The 21106-nt window shown below is 48.4% G+C and carries 20 protein-coding genes, 1 rRNA gene, 1 riboswitch and 1 other annotated feature; of the genes, 5 read left to right on the top strand and 16 right to left on the bottom strand.

Annotated features, from left to right (window positions below):
* The 3 genes from SOI44_RS08675 to SOI44_RS08665 all read right to left on the bottom strand — a co-directional run.
* Window positions 1–404: ribosomal RNA gene (locus SOI44_RS08675) — 16S ribosomal RNA — on the bottom strand; the annotation flags it as partial.
* A 323-nt stretch (window positions 405–727) separates the two neighbouring features.
* Entirely contained in the window at window positions 728–1267 is a 540-nt protein-coding gene (locus SOI44_RS08670) for a DUF402 domain-containing protein (protein ID WP_331348816.1), read from the bottom strand.
* Window positions 1268–1354: 87 nt separating this feature from the next.
* On the bottom strand, window positions 1355–1915 hold the full coding sequence (locus SOI44_RS08665) for an ECF transporter S component (RefSeq protein WP_331348815.1): 561 nt from the start codon (window positions 1913–1915) through the stop codon (window positions 1355–1357).
* A gap of 27 nt (window positions 1916–1942) precedes the next feature.
* Window positions 1943–2029: riboswitch (TPP riboswitch) on the bottom strand.
* Window positions 2030–2066: 37 nt separating this feature from the next.
* On the opposite strand from SOI44_RS08665, the gene SOI44_RS08660 reads away from it, so the two are divergent.
* Window positions 2067–2531 (top strand): GAF domain-containing protein, encoded by a 465-nt coding sequence (locus SOI44_RS08660; protein ID WP_331348814.1) that lies wholly within the window; start codon window positions 2067–2069, stop codon window positions 2529–2531.
* On the opposite strand, the gene SOI44_RS08655 is transcribed toward SOI44_RS08660, so the two are convergent.
* From SOI44_RS08655 to SOI44_RS08645, 3 genes are read right to left on the bottom strand one after another with little or no spacing between them, the layout of a single operon-like run.
* Window positions 2532–3350 carry an aminoglycoside N(3)-acetyltransferase gene (locus tag SOI44_RS08655; RefSeq protein WP_331348813.1) on the bottom strand — a complete coding sequence of 273 codons (819 nt, stop codon included), beginning with the start codon at window positions 3348–3350 and terminating at the stop codon, window positions 2532–2534. It lies immediately after the preceding gene.
* Window positions 3350–4270 (bottom strand): pseudouridine-5'-phosphate glycosidase, encoded by a 921-nt coding sequence (locus SOI44_RS08650; RefSeq protein ID WP_108776019.1) that lies wholly within the window; start codon window positions 4268–4270, stop codon window positions 3350–3352. Before SOI44_RS08650 ends, SOI44_RS08655 begins: the two co-directional genes overlap by 1 nt.
* On the bottom strand, window positions 4267–5202 hold the full coding sequence (locus SOI44_RS08645) for a carbohydrate kinase family protein (protein ID WP_331348812.1): 936 nt from the start codon (window positions 5200–5202) through the stop codon (window positions 4267–4269). Before SOI44_RS08645 ends, SOI44_RS08650 begins: the two co-directional genes overlap by 4 nt.
* 123 nt (window positions 5203–5325) lie before the next feature.
* Between SOI44_RS08645 and SOI44_RS08640 the strand changes: the two genes are divergently transcribed.
* A complete protein-coding gene (locus SOI44_RS08640) occupies window positions 5326–5712 on the top strand; it encodes a metal-dependent transcriptional regulator (RefSeq protein ID WP_331348811.1) in 387 nt (128 codons plus the stop codon).
* A gap of 100 nt (window positions 5713–5812) precedes the next feature.
* On the opposite strand, the gene SOI44_RS08635 is transcribed toward SOI44_RS08640, so the two are convergent.
* From SOI44_RS08635 to SOI44_RS08625, 3 genes are all read right to left on the bottom strand, one after another.
* Window positions 5813–6388: a hypothetical protein gene (locus tag SOI44_RS08635; RefSeq protein ID WP_331348810.1), complete on the bottom strand. Its 576-nt coding sequence runs from the start codon at window positions 6386–6388 to the stop codon at window positions 5813–5815.
* Between the two features lie 88 nt (window positions 6389–6476).
* Window positions 6477–7328, bottom strand: a complete 852-nt coding sequence (locus tag SOI44_RS08630; RefSeq protein ID WP_331348809.1) for a patatin-like phospholipase family protein — start codon at window positions 7326–7328, stop codon at window positions 6477–6479.
* Window positions 7325–8503 carry a transglutaminase domain-containing protein gene (locus SOI44_RS08625; RefSeq protein ID WP_331348808.1) on the bottom strand — a complete coding sequence of 393 codons (1179 nt, stop codon included), beginning with the start codon at window positions 8501–8503 and terminating at the stop codon, window positions 7325–7327. The genes SOI44_RS08630 and SOI44_RS08625 overlap by 4 nt, the downstream gene beginning before the upstream one ends.
* 122 nt (window positions 8504–8625) lie before the next feature.
* On the opposite strand from SOI44_RS08625, the gene SOI44_RS08620 reads away from it, so the two are divergent.
* From SOI44_RS08620 to SOI44_RS08610, 3 genes are read left to right on the top strand one after another with little or no spacing between them, the layout of a single operon-like run.
* Window positions 8626–9645 carry a M42 family metallopeptidase gene (locus SOI44_RS08620; RefSeq protein ID WP_331348807.1) on the top strand — a complete coding sequence of 340 codons (1020 nt, stop codon included), beginning with the start codon at window positions 8626–8628 and terminating at the stop codon, window positions 9643–9645.
* A gap of 5 nt (window positions 9646–9650) precedes the next feature.
* Window positions 9651–11384 (top strand): ABC transporter ATP-binding protein, encoded by a 1734-nt coding sequence (locus SOI44_RS08615; RefSeq protein WP_331348806.1) that lies wholly within the window; start codon window positions 9651–9653, stop codon window positions 11382–11384.
* Complete coding sequence (locus SOI44_RS08610) at window positions 11371–13017, top strand: ABC transporter ATP-binding protein (protein ID WP_331348805.1); 1647 nt, start codon at window positions 11371–11373, stop codon at window positions 13015–13017. Before SOI44_RS08615 ends, SOI44_RS08610 begins: the two co-directional genes overlap by 14 nt.
* 16 nt (window positions 13018–13033) lie before the next feature.
* On the opposite strand, the gene SOI44_RS08605 is transcribed toward SOI44_RS08610, so the two are convergent.
* From SOI44_RS08605 to SOI44_RS08575, 7 genes are all read right to left on the bottom strand, one after another.
* Entirely contained in the window at window positions 13034–14692 is a 1659-nt protein-coding gene (locus SOI44_RS08605) for an AAA family ATPase (RefSeq protein ID WP_331348804.1), read from the bottom strand.
* A 97-nt stretch (window positions 14693–14789) separates the two neighbouring features.
* Window positions 14790–15302, bottom strand: coding sequence for a ferritin (locus SOI44_RS08600; protein ID WP_331348803.1), 513 nt, complete (start codon window positions 15300–15302; stop codon window positions 14790–14792).
* 52 nt (window positions 15303–15354) lie between these two features.
* The gene (locus SOI44_RS08595) at window positions 15355–17031 is read right to left on the bottom strand and encodes a M14 family metallopeptidase (RefSeq protein WP_331348802.1); all 1677 of its coding nucleotides are present in this window, start codon (window positions 17029–17031) and stop codon (window positions 15355–15357) included.
* A gap of 11 nt (window positions 17032–17042) precedes the next feature.
* On the bottom strand, window positions 17043–17786 hold the full coding sequence (locus SOI44_RS08590) for an amino acid ABC transporter ATP-binding protein (protein WP_331348801.1): 744 nt from the start codon (window positions 17784–17786) through the stop codon (window positions 17043–17045).
* Window positions 17779–18444, bottom strand: a complete 666-nt coding sequence (locus SOI44_RS08585; RefSeq protein WP_331348800.1) for an amino acid ABC transporter permease — start codon at window positions 18442–18444, stop codon at window positions 17779–17781. Before SOI44_RS08585 ends, SOI44_RS08590 begins: the two co-directional genes overlap by 8 nt.
* A gap of 29 nt (window positions 18445–18473) precedes the next feature.
* Window positions 18474–19418, bottom strand: a complete 945-nt coding sequence (locus tag SOI44_RS08580) for a transporter substrate-binding domain-containing protein (protein ID WP_331348799.1) — start codon at window positions 19416–19418, stop codon at window positions 18474–18476.
* A gap of 120 nt (window positions 19419–19538) precedes the next feature.
* Window positions 19539–19748: a binding site (T-box leader), on the bottom strand.
* A gap of 55 nt (window positions 19749–19803) precedes the next feature.
* Entirely contained in the window at window positions 19804–20781 is a 978-nt protein-coding gene (locus tag SOI44_RS08575; RefSeq protein ID WP_442914588.1) for a glycosyltransferase family 2 protein, read from the bottom strand.
* Between the last annotated feature and the right edge of the window lie 325 nt (window positions 20782–21106).

The raw sequence follows: 21106 nt of genomic DNA, 5'->3' as shown, positions 1-21106 counted from the left end.
GCGGCGTTGCTCGGTCAGGGTTCCCCCCATTGCCGAAAATTCCCTACTGCTGCCTCCCGTAGGAGTCTGGGCCGTGTCTCAGTCCCAATGTGGCCGTTCACCCTCTCAGGCCGGCTACGCATCATCGTCTTGGTGGGCCGTTACCTCACCAACTAACTAATGCGCCATAAGCCCATCCACCAGTGTCTCTCACCTTTAACAATAAAGAGATGCCTCTCTATTGCCTATCCGGTTTTAGTCCCCGTTTCCAGAGATTATCCCGGTCTCCGTGGGCAGGTTGCTTATGTATTACTCACCCGTTCGCCACTCGGTCAACCCAGCAAGCTGGATCTTCCTCGTTCGACTTGCATGTATTAGGCACGCCGCCAGCGTTTATCCTGAGCCAGGATCAAACTCTTCATTTGACTTGTGCTCACCTGATTCTTACAATCAGGATTTCTTATAAACTCATTGACGTTGTTTGTGTTCTAATCTTTCTGTTCAGTTTTCAAAGATCTGCGCTCTTCCCTTCTCGGAAACAGCTTGTTTATCTTACCTCTTCAGTTTATTTTGTCAACAACTTTTTTTCGAAGTTTATGACTGCTGATCCATGATCATTTCCTGATTCCTGAATCCCTTCTGAAGAAGCTTCATGATCTTACCCTTTTTCCCTCCTATCTGTCAACTGATTTTTATTATCGTGTGATATTGAAACATACAAAAAATACCGCATAGCGGCATCATTTCATTATCTGTTCATATGCAGATATTTGCTGTAATAGTAATCAATACATGACTGGTTAAACGGATCCTCGCCCTTTTCCATTGCGTGGATCAACATCTGCATCTGGTTCTCTACAATCTTTTTCACTTCTTCCGGATAATGCATCTGCCTGGCGTGCTGCGCGAATTCATCTTCATCAAGAATCTGATAGCCGCCATCCGGATACAGCTTGACATCCAGATCATAGTCAATATTCTTGACCGCCTCGCCATCATACACACTTGGGGAAGCGAGATTGCAGTAGTAGTACACACCGGAATGACGGATCATAGAAATAATATTCCACCAGCGGTCATCATAGAAAAAGCAGATCGCTGGTTCTCTTGTCAGCCAGCGTCTTCCATCCGCTTCAATGACCCAGGCACGGTTGGTTACGGCAACGATATGTTTTTTATCAGCTTCCAGCACAAAGCCCTTGCACCATGTGCGGTGCAGGCTGCCATCATGCTTGAAAGACTGGATATATACCATTTGTCCAGGATGTGGGATTAATACTTTTGACATAGCATTTGTTATTCTACTCGTCCCTGACCAAAATAAAAAGTGGATGATTGCATTCTCACCCACTCATATATGTTTCTGCTCTTTCTATTACCTGGCAAACTGCTTCCAGGCACTTGTTTTCTCGAGTCTTTTCAGCAGCAGCGGCACAAGAATGATGCATACAACCAGTGTAGCAAGATTGTACCAGAGGTTATATCCGGCAGAATATACCCAGGCTGCCTTACTGCCGGCAACACTGCCCTCCGGCGGCCAGTAGTACACACCGGATAACAGCTGACTGACATATTTGAGAATCATTGCCAGTGAGATGCCGATGACCTGACGCACGGAACCATTGCGGCCAAGCAGACTGGCCGCACCGACAAACAGCAGCGGCAGGATATAATCGAGCATAAACTGGCCAAGATTCAGCCAGTAGATCGGGAAGCCGCAGATGAATGTCAGCAGAAAGCCGATCATCGCAGTCAGAATGCCATACTTCCAGCCCATGTGGTACGAGGCAATGAATACCGCAGCCAGTTCAATCTCAATTGAGCCTCCCTGCGGCATCTTCAGGAATGGAATGTACTCTCCTGCAAATTTCAGGACGACATACAGTGCTGCATATAATGCCATGTACGAAATAATTCTGATCTTGTTGTTCTTCATAAAAAAACACCCCCGTTTCTGAAGGCGCAAAGAGTGATTGGAACTCCCTACGCTAGTATTACCTAGATCAGGTGATAAGGGTAATTCTCAGCAAATGCACCCCTGTTCACAAAATCATTCTATCACAGGATAGTGTGCTAAGATGTTAAACATGGAAAACAAAAGTCTGATCAGCCAGCAGATCGCAGCCCTGCTGGAAGAACCTGATATGATTGCTGCACTGAGCAATGTTTCTGCCTGCATCAATATGAACTATGCCAATCTCAACTGGGCAGGTTTCTATTTTGTAAAGAACGGTGAACTTGTCCTTGGTCCCTTCCAGGGAAAAACTGCCTGCACACATATTGGTTATAGCAAAGGTGTATGCGGCACCTGCTGGCAGACAAAAAAGCCGCAGCGGATTGCGGATGTACTGTCCTTCCATGGCCACATTGCCTGTGACAGTGACAGCCGCAGTGAATTATGCGTTCCGGTCATTGTCAATGGCGAAGTCATCATGGAAATTGATCTGGATGCTCCTGTAAAGGACAGATTCCGTGAGACCGAAGAAAAAGAAATGCTTGAAGCAGCCGCAGAAATTTCTGCAGCATACCTCAAACATTCCTGGAAAATCTGATTACCGGTACAGTTCAAATACCGAATTGGATTCAAAGTAGCGTGTTGCCTCATCCACGGCATATGCCAGTGGGAAAAACTGAATGCGAGATCCGCCGATCACTGTTTCGCGGACCGCCTTTTTTTTGACCAGTTCACTGCGCACCCGTGTGAAGTCACTGCTGTCCAGATCAAGATCCAGATAATTCTTCCACTGTGGTCCCTGATCTGTCTGCATGCAGCAGCCTTCAATGCGGATCGGCCTGTCATCTGTGCGGTATTCCGCCAGATGCATGCTCGTAGCACTGTCAAAATCACATCCCATCAGCAGCACAAAGCCCTTCATCTCATACATACGGGCTGCCGGGCTCTCCTCAGCAAGAGGAAAATGCAGAGACTGCCGGTTGCACAGCAGTTTGGCATATCTGCCCCATGCCGCATAGGAAACACGTGGATGCTGTGAAAAGATCACACCTTTGCGGCGGCGGAAATTCTCTGCCACCTCACCCATATCAGGAATATCACTCAGCTGGGGATCATACGGCGGGATTGCGCTGCGCACAGATGCATAGGCCTGCGGCTGAATCACCGGATGCTTCCAGGTGGAAGGCTCCGCATTGTCATGGCAGTTCACCGGCATGACAATCGTTCCGTTTTCACCAGCAATATCCATTAATGCATCCACAACCGTCCTTGCCCCGCCAATCACACAGTCAAAAGATGACAGACGGGCATGCACTTCCACAATCATGCCGTCCCGCAGGCCAAGCTTTTTCAGCCCGGCTGTCAGTGTTTCCCTGGTTACGGGGTCATTGACAATATGGTCCGGCGCATATGACATCAGAGTTTACTGTACTCCTTGGCAATTTCCGAACCAACTGCCGCATTGTTATATACAAGATGAATGTTGGCATCCAGAGACTTGCCGGCAGTAATATCTGCAATCTTGGCAAGCAGGAATGGTGTGCACTCCTTGCCATGAATACCCTTTTCATCCATCTCTGCAATTGCTTCATCAATAGCCTTGTTAATCACATCGGTAGGCATTGAATACTCTTCCGGGATCGGATTGGTAATCAGAATGCCGCCATTGAGCTTGAGATCTCTCTTCGCCTTGACGATTCTTGCTGCATCAGCTGCATCTTTAATCGCATAGTCAACTTTCAGGCCCATGCCATTATCACGGCAGTAGAAAGCAGGCAGATCATTTGTCTGATAGCCAAGCACCGGAACACCCTTTGTCTCCAGTACTTCCAGAGTCAGTTTCAGGTCCAGAATTGCCTTGGCACCTGCACAGATCACGGTTACATTTGTTCTGCCAAGCTCTTCCAGGTCAGCCGAAATATCGAATGTTTCCTGTGCGCCTCTGTGAACACCGCCGATACCGCCTGTCACAAAGAACTCAACACCTGCCTTGGCAGCCAGAATCATTGTTGTCGCAACAGTAGTAGCACCCCATGACTTTTCTGCCATGACAATCGGCAGATCGCGTCTGGATACCTTCGGAATCGAATGGCCGCGCTTGCCCATTTCTTCAATCTCATCCTTTGTCAGGCCAACAACACCAACACCATCAACGATACCAACTGTTGCTGGCACAGCTCCGTGATCACGGATGATCTGTTCCACATGCATTGCCGTTTCAACATTCTGCGGATACGGCATACCATGGGAAATAATCGTGCTTTCCAGGGCAATGACAGGCTTGTTCTCCTGTAATGCCTTTGCAACTTCAGGATTGACTCTTACCATTTCACTCATAATTTTTTCTCCTTTATATCCATCGTATCAAGACTCTTTTCAATCATTTCAGGACTGAGGCTGCGCCGCTTGACAGCATCCTGTTCGATTGCCGTCACGGAAGCAGATATACCATAGCGGATCGCCTGATCCGGACTCTGGTGTTCCAGCCTTGCGGCAACATATGCACCAAGCAGCGTATCACCGCCGCCGGTTGCATTCTCCAGAGAGATACGGCGGTGTGTCAGCCACAGCTTTTCATGTTCCGTACCCAGCAGCAGGCCGCGCTCTGCCATGGAGATGATCACTTCTTTCACACCTGCCTGCAGAAACCAGTCCAGACTGCGGCGCGCATCCTCCTCATTTTCAATGCCAAAACCAGTCAGTTCCCTTGCCTCAAACTGATTCGGCTTGAAGATAGAAAGCTGACCAAGTACATTTCTGAGCCTGCCCGCTTTGCTTGTACTGACCGGATCGGCTGCCACATGGCATGGCGCATGATCAAGCACATACTGAATGCATGACATGTCCAGGTTGGCGTCTATGATGATTATATCATCGCTGTTCAGGCTTTTTAAAACAGGCTCCAGCATTGCCTCATCCATGCAGCGCAGAATACGCATGTCACTCATGCCGACCTTCATATCACGGTTATTATCCAGAATGGCAATGTACATCGAACTTGGCAGTCCTTCAATCGTAACGGAACCGGAAGTATCCATGCCCAGCATTTCACAGTCTGCCTTCATCATCTGGCCATAACTGTCACTTGAAAAGCAGGTTACAAAGCGTGTGTTTTTCCGCAGCAGCGCACAGATCTGAGCAATGTTGCGGCCTACACCGCCATAGGAAACGGATATCATCCCGGGATTGGAATCAAACGAACGCAGCGGGCCAATGCTTGATCCACAGATATCAATATTGGCTCCGCCAATCACACAAATGCAGCTCATTGGGGATCCTCCTGATCGCATCCTTACATCCTGATATTTTAGCATAGGTGCCGCCGGGGCACATCTCTTTTCATTTTGGCCAGCAATGTTACAATATTCGTATTGTAACGGAGGTAAGTGATCATGCAGATATATGAATCCGCAGAAGACTACCTGGAAGCGATTTTAATGCTGCAGGAAAGAAATGGCAGCGTTCATTCCGTCGATATCGCACAGGAGCTCGGCTATTCCAAGGCAAGCATCAGTGTTGCGATGAAAAAGCTGAGAGAAAACGGCTACATTGAAATGGCCAAAGATGGTGAAATCACGCTGCTTCCCCCGGGCAGAAAAATCGCTGAGCATATTTATGAGCGTCATAAGCTCTTCACAGAGTATTTTGTTTCCCTCGGTGTTGATCCTGAGACAGCCCGTAAGGATGCCTGCCGCATTGAGCATGATATCAGTGATATCACTTTTGAAAAGGTAAAGCAGCAGATCCAGGCAGACATGCAGAATAAAAAAGAAGCATAATACGCAATAATCCAAACCATTCGCAGAACAAGAGGCAGATCATACAATGACGATCTGCCTCTTGTTTTCTGTCTGAACAAATGATAACTGCAAAGCTTTGTTACAGCTGCATATGCGCTGGAATCATGACCAGGTCAATGTCCCTGCCATCTTCTACCAGCAGGCAAGAAACCTTCATGCCGGAGCGAAGCCCGTTTCCGCATACACCAGATGCAATCTTTCCTTTCAGCATTCTGCCATCAAATTCTTCACCTAGAAAAGGAATTCTTTTCAGGCTGTCAGGATGAAGTACATGCAGGATATCCGGATACTTTGCATCACGCAGCGGATCAAGCATATGACAGCGGCGGATACGCTGGCGTCTGTCCTCAATCCGAAAGCGCACATCAATTCCTGCAGCCTGTACGCAGAATTCTTCCGGCACTTTCCCCTGATAAATTTCTGCTCTGGCACCTGTCAGATGACCCGCAGAATACTGCATGACAGCACATGGAACGATGCCGGTATCTATCCGCACGCCCATATGAAAGAACAGTATTTCCCCCATACTGCCCTGACGGCAATAACAAATCCACTGCCCCTGTAACTTTTCTCCGATCTGCTTCTGATCCTCCGCATATACGGACACAAAATGTCCGCACAGGCGTCGGCATCCTCCCATTTCCTCTATGATCATGGTATTTCCCCCACTCACATAGTATGGAATCATCATGCCACAGAAAATATGTCAGATTGGAGTAATGTCACATTTTAGGACATTTATGCTATTTTGTCGCAAGAAATTCTTTTAATTCAGCAAGATGGCGGACTGCTTCCTGTCTGCCAGTCTGATAGATTTCTTCCATCTTTTCCGGATCATGTTCCGTCTTACCGATTTCCAGAGGAAGCTGCGGTTGAATAACAAAGGCCCTGCCTTCCCGCTGGGCACGGTGTACCTGCTGCAATTCTTCATTATAAGCTTCATGCCTGTGTGCAAGCAGATCCAGCACAGCCGGATACTGATGCAGAAGCGGTCTCATCAGAGCCATACCCTTCTGTGGATGCTTGATATAGCCGGCAGGCTGGGTCAGGACGACAACATTGCGGTCATAGCCAATGCTTTCAAAAAATGCCAGGGGAATCGAATCTGAAAGACCGCCATCCAGCAGTTTCTGGCCATGAATAATCACAGGTCTTGCCGCAACAGGCATGGATGCGGATGCCCGCACCCATTCCAGTCCTTCCTCATCCATCGTTTTAATCTCATGATAAACTGGCTTCCCTGTTTCAATATCCGTCGCCACAACCCAGAAGGCACATGGATTATGAATATACGTATCGTTGTCCATCACATCCAGTTCATCCGGCAGGCGGTGATAGCAGAACTCTGCATTGTATAAATTGCCGGTTGTTAGCAGTGAATGCAGGCTGCAGTAATTTTTTTCATGCGCAAACCGTTTGTTATAGCGGATTACACGCCCGATCTGTTTGGACTTATAGTTGCATCCAAAGGCTGCACCTGCCGAAACGCCAATGACACCATCAAAAACAATCTCATTTTCCATCAATACATCGATCACACCTGCTGTAAACATGCCGCGCATTGCGCCGCCCTCTAAAACCAGACCTTTTTTCATTGCGCTCCATCCTGAGAAAACGAAATTTCCAGCACACCGGTATCCGGATCTGTACTGTACCGGCACGACACTCTGCCTGAAAACCATCCGGCCATAATTGTCTGCATGTATGGCACATCGCCGGAAAACAGATCATCAAATGCCTGCTGGCAGACATCCAATGAAAACTGCAGTGCCAGATCATACTGTCCGGCTGTGAACCGGTTCATGAAATACTGATAGACGCTCATGCGGTCATAGCTTGTAAAATAGCTGCCATCCCGGACATAGTAATCCAAAGACCAGTCAGTGCAGGATGGATATTGAAATACATCGGATACATAGTTGTCAGAATCGGGATCACCAGCCCCGTCATCAATCGTATGTGTCCTGAGCATCAGCTCATCCGGTACACAGAAATAGCGGTATGTCAGTGCCTGGCCGGAATCATCCTCCTGATACAAAGGATCGCCCCAGGTAACATCCACCCAGTAGGTACTGCCATTGATCGTAACAAGATTCCATGCATGGCGCTCATTATTGGCTGTTCCCTCCACAACGACACAGGGAATACCCGCCATGTCACAAAGATATTTGAATGCACGGGCATAGCCATTGCACACGGAAACATGATCCAGAAAGACACTGCGGATATCCTGATCGTATGTGCTTCTGCCATAGTCGGTATTCTGGATAATCCATTCATAAAAGTACTGCATGGTACTCACCGGATCATCAGGATCTGGATTGCTGGAAATCACCTGGGAAGCGGCCTGCTGCACCTGCAACATCTGGTCACTGGCATCACCCCCTGCCTGCCAGCTGACCTGCGTGATCAGGCTGCCGCCCTGATAGCCTGTCCAGCTCCAGCTGCTGGTACCCGGCACCTCAGGATGATCGCGGGAAAAGGCTGTCATAGCACACAGAAAATCTGACTGTGATGCAGGTTGATCAAAAGTCACAGAGTGCTGACCGCTGTCTGCAGCAGCAAGCAGCTGTGTATAAAGCGATTGGGCATTCTGATTTAACTGGTCATAGTAAAAGCCGGATGTGTCTGTTTCCGCCTGGACGGATGGTGAAACAGCAGCAGATGCAGAAGCACTTGAAGCAGCAGTTGGAAGCGAAAATGGTGCCACGGTGCAGCCGCACAGCAGCAGTGTCCCTGCCCAAAGAATCTTTGTCAGCCTGTTTGTCATATGTGGCATTTTAGCATGTTTGCTAATAGATGTGAAAAGCACCGCACATTCTGTGCACAGCTTGCCAAACATCAGGTTTCCATCTACCATTTAAGCAGTTATTAAAGTGAGGTGAAGATATCATGAATGATGATCTGAATTATATAACACAGCAGCTTTGTGCGCTGACATCCATTCCTTCCCCCAGCGGCTTTACCGCCCGGGCAGCGGAATATGTACGCAAGACACTTGCAGAAATGGGATATATGCCGATCATTACCCGCAAGGGCAATGTGGAATGTGTGCTTGGCGGTGAAAACAATCCGCTGGTTCTGGCTGCCCACGTTGATACGCTTGGTGCCATGGTTCGCGCCATCAAAGACAATGGCAGACTGCGTCCAACAGCAATCGGCGGCCATCAGTGGCGTACTGCCGATGGTGATAACTGCATGGTCTTCACCCGCAGCGGCAGAATGTATACCGGTGTTGTGCTTAACAAAGAGCCAAGTGTGCATGTCCGCGAAAAAGAACTGGAAGATACGGAAGAAAACATGGAAGTCCTGTTGGATGAGAATGTGTCTTCCCATCAGGAAGTTGAGGCACTCGGTGTGGAAACCGGCGATATCATTGCCATGGAGCCAAGAACTGTCATCACTGACAGCGGCTATATCAAATCACGTTTCCTGGATGATAAGCTTTCTGCTTCCATTCTGCTGGGCATTGCCAGATGGGTGAAGAATGAAAAGATCAGTCTGCCAAGAAAGGTCACACTTCTGTTTACGGTCTATGAGGAAGTAGGCTTTGGTGGATCCTGTGTGCCGATTGATACGGAAGACATGATTTCTGTTGACATGGGATGTGTCGGCAGTGATCTTGGCTGCAATGAGCACATGGTTTCCATCTGTGCCAAGGATTCCGGCGGTCCCTATAACTACGATATGATCACGGAACTTTCCCTCATCTGCAAAGCTGAAGGTCTGCCCTATGCCATCGATGTCTATCCCCGCTATGGCAGCGACGTGGAAACAACCATGCGGGCTGGCTATGATATCCGCCACGGCCTGATCGGTCCGGGTGTTTATGCTTCCCATAACTATGAGCGCGCCCACCTGGATGGCGTGCAGGCTGCCTATACCCTGCTGCAGAAATACATTGCCCGCTAAGTCATATGAAAAACAAAGAAACTGGCGATCCCCAGAAAATCACAAGTTATTTTCTGAATCAGAAAACGCGTCTGCTTATCATCACTATCACAGGTCTGATCTATAACATCGGCCTTCTCGCCGGCCCGTATTATGAAGGCCAGCTTGCCCAGACACTGCTGGAAATCCTGAATGGCTCACGGACGTGGGCAGCCATGGTTTCCCTTGCCATTACGTATCTGCTGGTTACGTCAGCCGTACAGATTTCACGTTTCTTCAAACGGCTGTATGTACGTAAATTTGCCAATTCCATCAACCGGCAGATGAAGCATATTCTCTATGCCAATCTGCTGAAAACGCCAAAGGCAAAAGCCGGTCAGGAGGACAGCGGCGGCATGATTACCCGGGCGGTATCCGATGTGGATGCCTGTGCCGAAGGCATGCGCAAATTCACCACGGAAGTCTTTGATACCGGCGTTGCCTTGATCAGCTATGTTGTCATGCTTGCTGTATACCGCTGGCAGCTTGCCCTTCTGTGTCTGATCACACCGCCAGTTTCCTATTTTCTGGCCCAGAAGATGAAAACAGTTGTGCAGAAATGGAACAGTACTGCCCGCCGGAGTGCAGACCAGCTGTCTGCGGCAACGATGGACCGTTCTGTCAATGCGCTGACCTATCGTCTCAGCGGTCAGGAAAACAACATGGCGCGCAGATACGAAAGCAGTCTGCAGGCATATGAAGCAGCCAATACAAAGGCAGATGTCCTTGTCAATGCCCTGCCGCCGCTGTACCAGTGCATTACGACAGTTTCCGTCCTGTTTATTCTCTTTGACGGGGCAAAACTGATTCATACCGGCATCTGGGATATCGCCGCCTTTACAACATTCCTATCCTGCTATACCAAGATGGCTGTCAAATCTTCCCATGCCGCAGCTCTGTTCAACAGTGTACAGAAAGCACAGGTTTCCTGGCACCGGATCAAGCCGCTGCTGAAAAAGGCAGATACTGAGCCGGCAGAAACGGCAGCCTGCCAGCCGGTTGTCATGGACAGCCTGTCCTTTGCCTATCCTGGAGCTCCCATCCTGCTGGATGATGTCAACCTGCAGGCTAAGCCAGGAGAAATGATTGGTATCACCGGACAGATTGCCTCAGGAAAATCAACTTTCGGCCGTCTATTCCTCAATGAATATCCTTACCAGGGATCTTTGAAGTATGGCAGTCAGGAACTGCGTGATATGCCGTTGGAACAGCTGCATTCCATCAGTGGTTATCTGGGCCATGATCCGGAACTGTTTTCTGCATCCATTGCCGATAATATCCAGATGGGCAGTACAGATATTGATGTCATGAAATATCTGCGGCTTGTCTGTCTGGATCAGGAAGTGCTGGCAATGCCGGATGGGATTGATACATTGATTGGCAGCAGCGGCACCCGTCTTTCCGGCGGTCAGGCACAGCGTCTTGGGCTGGCAAGAACCCTTGCCCATCCAAGACCATTGCTGATTCTGGATGATCCCTTCTCTGCTCTTGACCGCAAAACAGAGCAGGAAATCTTTACCAACCTGCAGACCTTCCGTTTTCAGCGCATCATCTTTCTAATCAGCCACCGCCTGTATGTTTTCCCAAAGCTGGATCAGGTGATCTGGCTGGCTGATGGCCATGTGCAGGCTTCAACGCATGAAGATCTGATGCAGCAGAATCCAGAATACCGTCACCTGTATGAAGCACAGACAGGAGGTACAGAGCATGAAGAAAAATAAAACGGTTGCCAGTCTGATCCGGCAGGCTATTGTTCAGCATATTCTGCTGACCATTGCCGTATGTCTGATTGTCGTTGGTGCCATTGTAACTTCACTGATTCCGCCATTGATCCTGCAGCGCATCATTGATGGTTTAAGCACAAGAGCTTCGGTTTCACCAATGCTGTTTACCAGCTACTTTGCCACCTTGATTCTTTCTTCTCTGCTGGCCAGCGGCCAGGAAGCGATTCTGGTAGTCTTTGGTCAGAAGATGACCCATGCCATGCGTTCTGCACTGAGTGAAAAGATGGAACACCTGCCGGCTGACTTCTTTACCAGAACACAGCCGGGCGCCATTGTATCCCGCTTCATTTATGATGTGGATACAATTGAGGAACTGTTCACGGAAGGTATTATTTCCATGTTTGCGGACTGCTGCCGGATGGTTTCCATCTTTGTCATCCTGTTTATGAAGAACAAGGGTCTGGCCATTGTCCTGCTGTGTGTCCTGCCGTTAGTTGCCCTGTATACACGCCATGTGCAGAAGGCTACGCTGGAAGCACAGCTTGATAACCGCAAGGCGGTTGCCAGTGTGAGCAGTGCCATTCCGGAAACCCTGCATAACATCCGCACCATCCACACCCTGCAGGCAGAGTCTTTCATGGCAGAGCGCTATGATGAAAGCCTGGATGACAGTTTCCGTGCCATTGAAAAGACCAATTTCTTTGATGCCGTCTATTCCCCTGCCATTCTCATTACCAACGCTGCTGTTACAACACTGGTGTATATCCTGAGTGCCTCCGGCAGTCCCATCGTGCTATCATTCTTTGGTATGACACCGGGTACTTCCGTCGCCATCATCAACTACATTTCCCAGATCTTTTCACCAATTGAAAGCATCGGCATGGAAATCCAGACCGTGCAGTCAGCTTCTGCCGGTATTCACCGGATCAATGAATTCCTGGGGCAGCCAGAGCGCACCATTCCGGATCTGTCCTTTACAAAACAGGAAGTTCCGGCTGTTTCTCTGTCACATGTCAGCTTTGCCTATGATGCTTCCCATCCAGTTCTGCAGGATTTATCCTTCACGATCAAAGAGGGTGAACATGTTACGATAGCCGGCAGAACAGGGGCAGGCAAAAGTACACTGTTCAAGCTGATCCTTGGCCTGTATCATCCGGATGAAGGTTCCATTTCGATCTTTGGCTGTGATGCCGCAAAGATCAAAGACACAGATAAGCGCAGCCTGTTTGGCTACGTGGAACAGACATTCCGGCCTGTAGAAGGAACCATCAAGGATCAACTGACACTGCATGATGCTTCTGTCTCAGATGATGAAATCATGGCTGCCCTGAAAACCGTCGGCCTTGACAAGACCATCGCTTCAATTCCGGATGGTCTTGACACACCATATTCAGAAAGTCTGTTTTCGCAGGGACAGAAACAATTGCTTTCCATTGCCCGTTCCATCATCAAGAATCCTTCGATCCTGCTGCTAGATGAAATCACGGCAAACCTGGATGCTGAAACAGAGCGTACCGTACTTGATACACTGATTCAGGTTTCGAAAAACCGCACCGTTGTTTCGATCTCTCACCGTCTGTATGAAGCAGGCGGAGGCCGCATGATTACCATCGGCACACAAAAAGCCTGAAACCAGAATTCCGATCTCAGGCCAGTACTTCTTCCACTAATTGTTTCGTAAACACAATCTGCTTTTGATGTCCGGTTTCAATCCGGAACAAGGCATTGGCACAAAGATGCTCTGCTGCCTGTTCCAGATCTCTGACACCGGGCATTTTTTCATATTTGTGGACGATGGCATCCACTGCCTCCTGCGTAATGACAACTTCTTCCTGATGCATGCCCATGCGTTTGAGCACCCTTGGCAGCGCATAATCCGTAAAGATGATCTTCTTTTCATCAGTTGTATAATCCGGGATTTCAATCAGGGCAAACCGGGTTAACAAGGGATCGGAAATTCTTGTTTTGTCATTTGCCGTTGCAATCGGATAGACACCGGATGTCGGCACGCGGCATTCGATGTAATTGTCCATAAAGCCAAGATTATCCAGCAGTGTCAAAAGTGCGTCGGCAGGATTGGATCCGTTTTTGCCCTGATCAGCCTTATCAAGCTCATTGATGATGAAGACAAGGCTGCTGGATCCAGCCTTCTCAAAAGCTTCCATGATGCGGCCTGGCTTGGCATTGGAATACACCCGCGGCGTTCCCGTCAAAGCTTCCACATCGTGAATGGCACTCATATCCAGAGATGTCCATGGCAGGCCCAGAATACGGGCAACCGCATAGGCAATCTGCGACTTGCCGGTACCTGCCGGCCCGCATAGCAGCAGGCCATAGGCAGGCAGTGTATGAGTACGGTTGATCTGAATGATTGTCTCCATCACCCTCTGCTTGACGGTATCCAGGCCATACAGTTCTTCATCCAGAATACGGCGTGCTGCCACAGGATCAATCGGATCAAACTTTCTTCCCTTCCACTGAATGTTCAGCATCAGTCCGAGGGCTCTCTGGGCATGGCGCTTTTCTTCCTGCGGCACCGTATCCGTCTTGATCAACGCCACATTGCGGTGTGCCCAGCTGCGGATGCCGGCAGGCAGTGTACTCTCAGCACAGTCAAGAAAGTCAAGAATCGCCGGCATATCAGAAAGCACCATTGCAGGCTGTTCTTCTTCCTGATCCTGCTCAGTTTCATAATCGCATGTATACAGCCTCTGCAGAACAAGCTGCAGGAAGCTGTCATTGGCAGACTGCAGTGTCTGGTTTTCATTGGGATCCCAGGCATGCAGAGAAAGAACCTGCAGACAGCCGTCTTTCACAATACCTTTCAACTGGCAGTACAGATGACTGCGCACCAGGTAGGAAAGCACCTTTACAAAACGGCTGTCAATGGCCGCAATGTCTTCCTGTGCACTGCCATCACAGTCAGAAAAAACATAGCAATTCTCATCCATACACAGAAAGACACCATGCAGCAGATCCCTGTCTGCTTTCACCCTCATCAAAGGATGCATTACATCCGGCTGTTTTCCTGAAGATGGAAATGTCTGCAACTTTGCATGGATTTCCTCACTTTTCTCCGTCTCGTTCTTCTCTGGTTCCGCCTGTGTTTTTTCCTGGCCTGCCACAATCATATCCAGATTCCGATAAGCATCAATCACGGCATCCAGTTCCTCTTCACTCAGCTTTCCACCGCGGTCTCTTGCCGTCTGTACATAAAAAGCTTCGATATCCGCAATATCACTCTGAGAAAGACGCTCAGAATAATGGAGCTGGCGCTGGGAAAGGATTTCTTTCAATGTCTGCATATATTTACCTTCTGCCAATATGATACTTGATTTCATGCACTCTGTCATGACGCCCACTGAAAAAGCTGCCCGCAGGCAGCTTCCTCACAGCAAATGCTCAGATTGTTAATGTTGGTGCAGCATATACTCTGGCCAGCAGTTCCTGGTTCAAAGCATACAGCCCCTTCGGATCTGATCCAAACAGCTGATACTTCTTGATCAGATCATCCGCATTCTTCTCTTCTTCACCCTGTTCCTTGACAAACCAGTCATAGAACTGCATCGTACGGTAATCATGCACATCATTGGCAGCACCATAGATCGTATTGATCAAACTGGTGACATACTGCTCATGGGCAAGGCCATACTTCAGCGGATCCATCGGTGTCTTGTAGGTATACGCCGGTGCATCCACTGCTGTCAGGGTCACATGCTCGCCATTGTTAATCAGGTACTGCCGCATTAACATGGCATGATCACGCTCTTCCTGTGCCTGCACATCATAATAATGGGCAAAGCCATCCAGGCCGAGATCCTGATAATAGTCCGCAAAATCAAGATAGAGATACGCAGAATAGAATTCTTTGTTGACCTGTGTATTGATGAGTTCTTTTACTTTTGGATCAAGCATTGTTTTGCCTCCTGTCATCTATAGCATAGGCCGTGCATATGCGAAAATCAAATCACAAAACAAGCGAAGCGTTTACAGTTCCTGCCTTGCAGGAAGATGCCGATAATGTCAGTTTTGTGCCAGGTGCAGCCTTGACAACCCAGACAGCTTTCTTCTTCGCTTTGCCATTGGCAAATGTGGTCAGATTGCCATACATCGAACTCGTATTGGTATTGGCATATCCTTCCAGATGACCAAGATCAATCTTCTCTTTGCCGCCCAGAATTTCACCGCCGGTAAGCACAGCCTCCACCGGCTTTGCCGTCTTCATCAATAGCGCACTTTCAGTAAGGTTGGTAGGCAGGTAGCCATGATTGCCGATGACAGCACTCACTTCATAGACCCCTTCTGCTTTCTTTTGAGCCGTGAAGGAATCAATGGCAAGATGTGGCATTGCCTGCATGAAGCGCAGATTGAAGCTTGTATCATGCTCACACTCACTCAAAAGGAACTTTTCCGGTGGATTCTGAATGGTGAATTTGGTATTGAAGCCGCCGATCTCAACTTTGCCAAAGACCGGATGGTCAAAGGGCTGCCAGTCTTTATAGTACTGCGGTGCATTTTCCTTTACCCACTTCATAATGGCCACAAACCGCTCCAGGCGATTCGCCTCACCTTCATCCTTGCGGCTTCCCCAGTTCATCGGCACACCTGCCTTTGTGGAGACATCCCAGAATTCCATCGTATAGGCCGGAATACCCTGAGACTGATAGAACCAGTCATCCAGGGCACCGGAATCATAATTCACCTGATCATCCATGAAGGAATCAAAGATATTCATCGGTACATAGCCAAGCTCTTCTTTGCCCATGTCAGCAATGGCATGCATTGCTTTCATGTCCTGCTTCGGTGCATCTTTTTCCGGCTTTGTTCCAGGCGGAATCAGAACCAGGCCGCCGGAAGTATGGCCGATGGCAGCACCACCGATATTGTTATGGGCCAGCACAAAGTCAACAATTGTCTTGCATTCCGGATTGCTCAACGGATACTTTCCGGCACCGCCCTGTCTTGCATCGGGGAACCAGCCAAACGGGAAGTTACGGTTGAAGTCCAGACCCCAGTCAGGTTTCTTCTGTTTCAGATTATCTCCAGCAGGTTCTTCCAGCACACCTTCCGGGTAAAGATCATAGAACTCACCAACAGCATCTGAAGGTGAGCGCAGGGCAACGCCTGCCGCCGATGAAGGATCTTTCTTCCATGCCCCGTACGCAGATGGAATCAGCATCATCCGAATGACACCATCACCATCCAGATCCTCCGGTTTGATACCGCCCTTTTCCGGTAAATAGGCACGGTCAACCGAACGCAGGTTGTAGGGAGAAGTCAGATACTTCTCAGCACCATCCGGTGTGACTCTGGGAATGACATAGATGGTCATGGTATCCAGGATACGGTGCATATTCAAATCTGTTTCATAGTTGGTCAGCAGTGAATCAATGGTATGCATGGCACACATGCTGGAAGTAACTTCACCGGCATGGATATTGCCATCCAGATACCAGCCCGGCTTGCTCAAAGCATCGCCGGTATCCTTGTTGGTCAAAGTCACAACATACTGATTGCGTCCTTCCGGGGTAACCATGTTCACATCCAGGCTGCAAAGGCTTGGGAACGTTTTGGCAAAGTACTGCAGATTGCTCTGCAGCTCTTCATACTTGTAATAATGATCGTAGGAAAATGTTGTTTTCATCAGATTCCTTTCTAGAGCACTTCCGACAGGAAGGCTTTTGTTCTTTCATTCTGCGGATGATCAAACAGCTGCTCCGGTGTTCCTTCTTCGGCAACAACACCACCATCAATGAACAAGACACGGTCACTGACTTCTCTGGCAAAGCCCATTTCGTGAGTCACAATGACACAGGTCATGCCGCTTTCGGCAAGGTTCTGAATGACCTTCAGCACACCTTTGACCATTTCCGGATCAAGCGCACTGGTGGGCTCATCAAACAGCATCACATCCGGATGCATTGCCATGGCACGCACAATTGCCAGACGCTGTTTCTGGCCGCCGGATAACTTACGCGGATAGACATTGGCCTTATCTTCCAGGCCGACTGTCTTCAGCAGTTCCATTGCCTCTTTCTCGGCATCTTCTTTCTTTACATGCTTTTCCAGCTTCGGGGTAATGGTGATGTTGTCCAGAACCGTCAGGTTGGGAAAGACATTGAACTGCTGGAACACCATGCCGATCTTCTGACGGTGTTCATTCAGATTGGTGCTTTTGGGATCCAGTTCATGGCCTTCAAACAGCACCTTGCCGGAAGTTGGCTCTTCCAGCATGTTCAGGCAGCGCAGAAACGTACTCTTGCCGCCGCCGGAAGGTCCGATGATCGTCACCACTTCACCTTTGTGAATCTTCTCTGAGATGCCTTTGAGCACCTGCAGGGATCCGAAATTTTTATGCAGGTCGACTGTTTCAATCAACACATCATTCTTCTCAGTCACTGACACTCAACCTCTTTTCCATCTTTCTGACAACCCAGGAAAGGGACAATGTTACAAGCAGATAAATACCGGCGATGATGAACAGCGGCTGCCAGATAAGATACTTGTTGGCAAGCAGCGTCTGGGTATACATCAGTTCATACAGCATGAACGTACCGGCAAGGGATGTTTCCTTGATCATGGAAATATATTCATTGCCAAGTGCGGGCAGGATATTCTTGATTGCCTGTGGCAGGATGATGTAGCGCATGCAGTGGCTGGATGTCATGCCAAGCGATCTGGCTGCTTCTGTCTGTCCTTTATCCACTGACATGATGCCGCTTCTGAAGATTTCAGAAACATACGCACTGGAGTTCAGTGTCAATGCCAGCAGCACAAAGTAAACCTTGTCAATACTGTTCAATGCCGGAAATGCCATCGGCAGAAAATAGTAGGAAATATACATCTGCACAAGCAGCGGTGTTCCTCTGAGCACGTTGACATAGACTGCCGCAATCGCAGACAGCACCTTGTTTTTGGACAGATGGGCCATGGCAATCAATGTACCCAGAATCGATCCAAAGAAGACGGCGATGAAGGCATATTCCAATGTCCCGCCAAGACCTCTGAGAAATATCGGCCAGTATTTCAGAAAAACTTCAATAATTCCTTCTCCCATGCAGACTCATTTCCTTCCTAACAGTTTATTTATTCAGCTTTTGCAGCTTCCTTGGCTTCGGAATACCAGGTCTCGTAGTAGCCTTTTTCACTGACGAAATCGATAATCTGATTCATGACATCAATCATGGAAGTTTCGCCCTTCTTGGCCGCCAGAACATTGCCCTGGTAATCACCATACGGGGTAAGATCAAACATCACACCTGTCAGAACAAACTGACCATCAGACTGTTCCACATAGTTTTCTGCTGTTGATTCATCCAATGCAACAGCATCACACTTTCCGGAAGACAGACCAAGAATTGCCTGATCCAGTGTCTTGACAGCTTCGTACTTAGTCGTGCCGTCCTTATCCAGGGACAGAATTTCATCCTGTACATACATTTCCTGCAGGGAGGTAGCCTGAGCCATGATGGTCGATCCTACAAAATCCTGCAGCGAATTGTATTTGCCTTCATTGGCTTTGGTTGTGATCAATGTATGTCCGGCATCAGAATTCGGATCCCCAATGTAACCCTTGGAAAGCTCATAGCTTTCAGCTCTATCCTTCTTCCAGCCATAGCCACTCATGGCAAGATCTGTCTTGCCGGTATCTACAGCCACCAGCGTTCCATTGAAATCCATGGTTTCAATATCAAGACTGACACCCAGACAGTCCGCAATATATTTGGCAAACATCATCTCTGAACCATATACCTTACCGGAATCATCCACCCATTCATTCGGCGGATAGTCAGGCGATGTCGCAACTTTCAGCGTGCCGCTGTCCAATACATCCTTTAATACACCAGAGGCATTGCTGAGATCCAGATCCGGTTTTTCCAGATCGGATGTATCAAGCAGATAATCATATTTACCATTTGATGAACTTGCGGCAGAGCCAGAAGCAGATGCTGAAGAATTAGAACCACATGCGGCAAGGGTGCAGGCAAGCAGTCCGGACAAAGCTGTTTTGACAATTTTCGATGTTTTCATTTTCTTTTCCTCCCATTTGATTTGTTGTCATCACTGAATGTTCATACACACTGATGAATCTTCGTCGCTCTGTCATATGCTCACCTCCCCTTAAACAAAAAAGCCGTCTTCTGGAAATATTCCAGAGACGGCTTGATATCCGCGGTACCACACTGGTTGCCAGCAAACGCTGACCACTCTTCTCCTTAACGCAGATTCACGTTTCTTCCTATTGACTTCAGAAGAACTTCTCCCGGATGCGCTTCACTGTCCCTTCTCTTACCGGACTTCCACTCTGTTCCGGCTCGCTTCAAGATATCTGGCAGCTACTCTTCCGTTCCTTGAATGTACTGAAAGTATAGTTTTCAGCTTGCTGTAAGTCAATCATTATTTTCATGAAAATAATTCATTTGTTTTCATCATCTGGCCTTGGCCGTTCCAGATCACTGCCCTGACCGACTTTTTCACGCACAAGATAGATCGGACGGTTCTTGACTTCCAGATAGGTTTTGGACAGATACTGCCCGATGATGCCGATACATAACAGCTGAATGCCGCCGATCAGCAGAATGATACAGACAAGACTTGGCCAGCCCGGAGTAGGATCGCCGAAAATCAGTTTGCGGACAATGATGAAGATAATCATCAGAATTGCCAGTATGCAGAAAAAGATGCCAAAGAAGCTTGCGACGGCAAGCGGAACCGTTGAATATGCAGCAATGCCATCCAGGGCATAGCGGAACAAAGAGAAGAAAGACCACTTCGTTCTGCCGTATTTTCTTTCTACATTGTCATAGGAAATCCACTTGGTCTGGTAACCAACCCAGGAAAACAAACCTTTGGAAAAGCGGTTGTATTCAGTTACCTGCAGGATGGCATCCACGACCTGCCTTGTCATCAGACGGTAATCCCGGGAACCATCCACGATCTTTGTGGAAGAGAACCGATTGATCAGGGCATAGAAACGTCTGGCAAACCAGGAACGCATCTTCGGCTCGCCCTTTCTGGTTGCTCTTCTTGTTGCGACCTGATCATATCCCTGATCAAGATAGCCAAACATTTCCGGCAGTAACGACGGCGGATCCTGCAGATCGGCATCCATCACTGCCACGTAGTCACCTTTTGCAGCCTGCAGGCCGGCATACATCGCAGCCTCCTTGCCAAAGTTGCGGGAAAAGGAAATCAGCACAACCGAAGGATCCTTCTGATGCAGTGCCTTGACCTTTTCCACTGTATGATCATGCGATCCATCATCCACGAAAATGATTTCTTTCTGAATTTCATGAGACTGGAAAAAAGCATCATTCTTTGCCATCTCCGTATAAAAATAATCAATATTTTCTTCTTCATTAAAGCATGGCACAACCACCGACAGCAGCTTCATTCCAGATCTCCTTTTCAGCTTTACAACTATACTACACAGCGAAAAGTGATGCCATACAGTACCGCCAGCTGTTGTTTTCCATCATTTCTTCTTCCTGATAATGTGGAGTAAAGCATATATCCCGCAAAGAACAAATTTTCAAAATTGTTAAAGCAGCTTTGAAGCAGGATAAAAGTTCTTTTGAAAATTGTAATTAAACTTAAATTCCCGGGTATAAGTTGTAACTACAGCTTGTTTCACTCTTCCTTTGCAGGCACATACTTAGGAAGAAGACCATGCTCGGTCCGCTCGAGATGGATTGGCACTCTGATGCCGAACTTCTTGT

The organism is Lactimicrobium sp. (genome assembly GCF_036453465.1).
Classification (GTDB): Bacteria; Bacillota_I; Bacilli_A; order Erysipelotrichales; family Erysipelotrichaceae; genus Bulleidia.
The sequence above is the reverse complement of the archived record's forward strand: the minus strand, read 5'-3'. Positions and strand labels throughout refer to the sequence as shown.

Coding starts and splice junctions, on each gene's coding strand:
- SOI44_RS08670 (WP_331348816.1), bottom strand. CDS start 1,267: ATGTCAAAAGTATTAATCCCACATCCTGGACAAATGGTATATATCCAG.
- SOI44_RS08665 (WP_331348815.1), bottom strand. CDS start 1,915: ATGAAGAACAACAAGATCAGAATTATTTCGTACATGGCATTATATGCA.
- SOI44_RS08660 (WP_331348814.1), top strand. CDS start 2,067: ATGGAAAACAAAAGTCTGATCAGCCAGCAGATCGCAGCCCTGCTGGAA.
- SOI44_RS08655 (WP_331348813.1), bottom strand. CDS start 3,350: ATGTCATATGCGCCGGACCATATTGTCAATGACCCCGTAACCAGGGAA.
- SOI44_RS08650 (WP_108776019.1), bottom strand. CDS start 4,270: ATGAGTGAAATGGTAAGAGTCAATCCTGAAGTTGCAAAGGCATTACAG.
- SOI44_RS08645 (WP_331348812.1), bottom strand. CDS start 5,202: ATGAGCTGCATTTGTGTGATTGGCGGAGCCAATATTGATATCTGTGGA.
- SOI44_RS08640 (WP_331348811.1), top strand. CDS start 5,326: ATGCAGATATATGAATCCGCAGAAGACTACCTGGAAGCGATTTTAATG.
- SOI44_RS08635 (WP_331348810.1), bottom strand. CDS start 6,388: ATGATCATAGAGGAAATGGGAGGATGCCGACGCCTGTGCGGACATTTT.
- SOI44_RS08630 (WP_331348809.1), bottom strand. CDS start 7,328: ATGAAAAAAGGTCTGGTTTTAGAGGGCGGCGCAATGCGCGGCATGTTT.
- SOI44_RS08625 (WP_331348808.1), bottom strand. CDS start 8,503: ATGACAAACAGGCTGACAAAGATTCTTTGGGCAGGGACACTGCTGCTG.
- SOI44_RS08620 (WP_331348807.1), top strand. CDS start 8,626: ATGAATGATGATCTGAATTATATAACACAGCAGCTTTGTGCGCTGACA.
- SOI44_RS08615 (WP_331348806.1), top strand. CDS start 9,651: ATGAAAAACAAAGAAACTGGCGATCCCCAGAAAATCACAAGTTATTTT.
- SOI44_RS08610 (WP_331348805.1), top strand. CDS start 11,371: ATGAAGAAAAATAAAACGGTTGCCAGTCTGATCCGGCAGGCTATTGTT.
- SOI44_RS08605 (WP_331348804.1), bottom strand. CDS start 14,692: ATGCAGACATTGAAAGAAATCCTTTCCCAGCGCCAGCTCCATTATTCT.
- SOI44_RS08600 (WP_331348803.1), bottom strand. CDS start 15,302: ATGCTTGATCCAAAAGTAAAAGAACTCATCAATACACAGGTCAACAAA.
- SOI44_RS08595 (WP_331348802.1), bottom strand. CDS start 17,031: ATGAAAACAACATTTTCCTACGATCATTATTACAAGTATGAAGAGCTG.
- SOI44_RS08585 (WP_331348800.1), bottom strand. CDS start 18,444: ATGGGAGAAGGAATTATTGAAGTTTTTCTGAAATACTGGCCGATATTT.
- SOI44_RS08580 (WP_331348799.1), bottom strand. CDS start 19,418: ATGAAAACATCGAAAATTGTCAAAACAGCTTTGTCCGGACTGCTTGCC.
- SOI44_RS08575 (WP_442914588.1), bottom strand. CDS start 20,781: ATGAAGCTGCTGTCGGTGGTTGTGCCATGCTTTAATGAAGAAGAAAAT.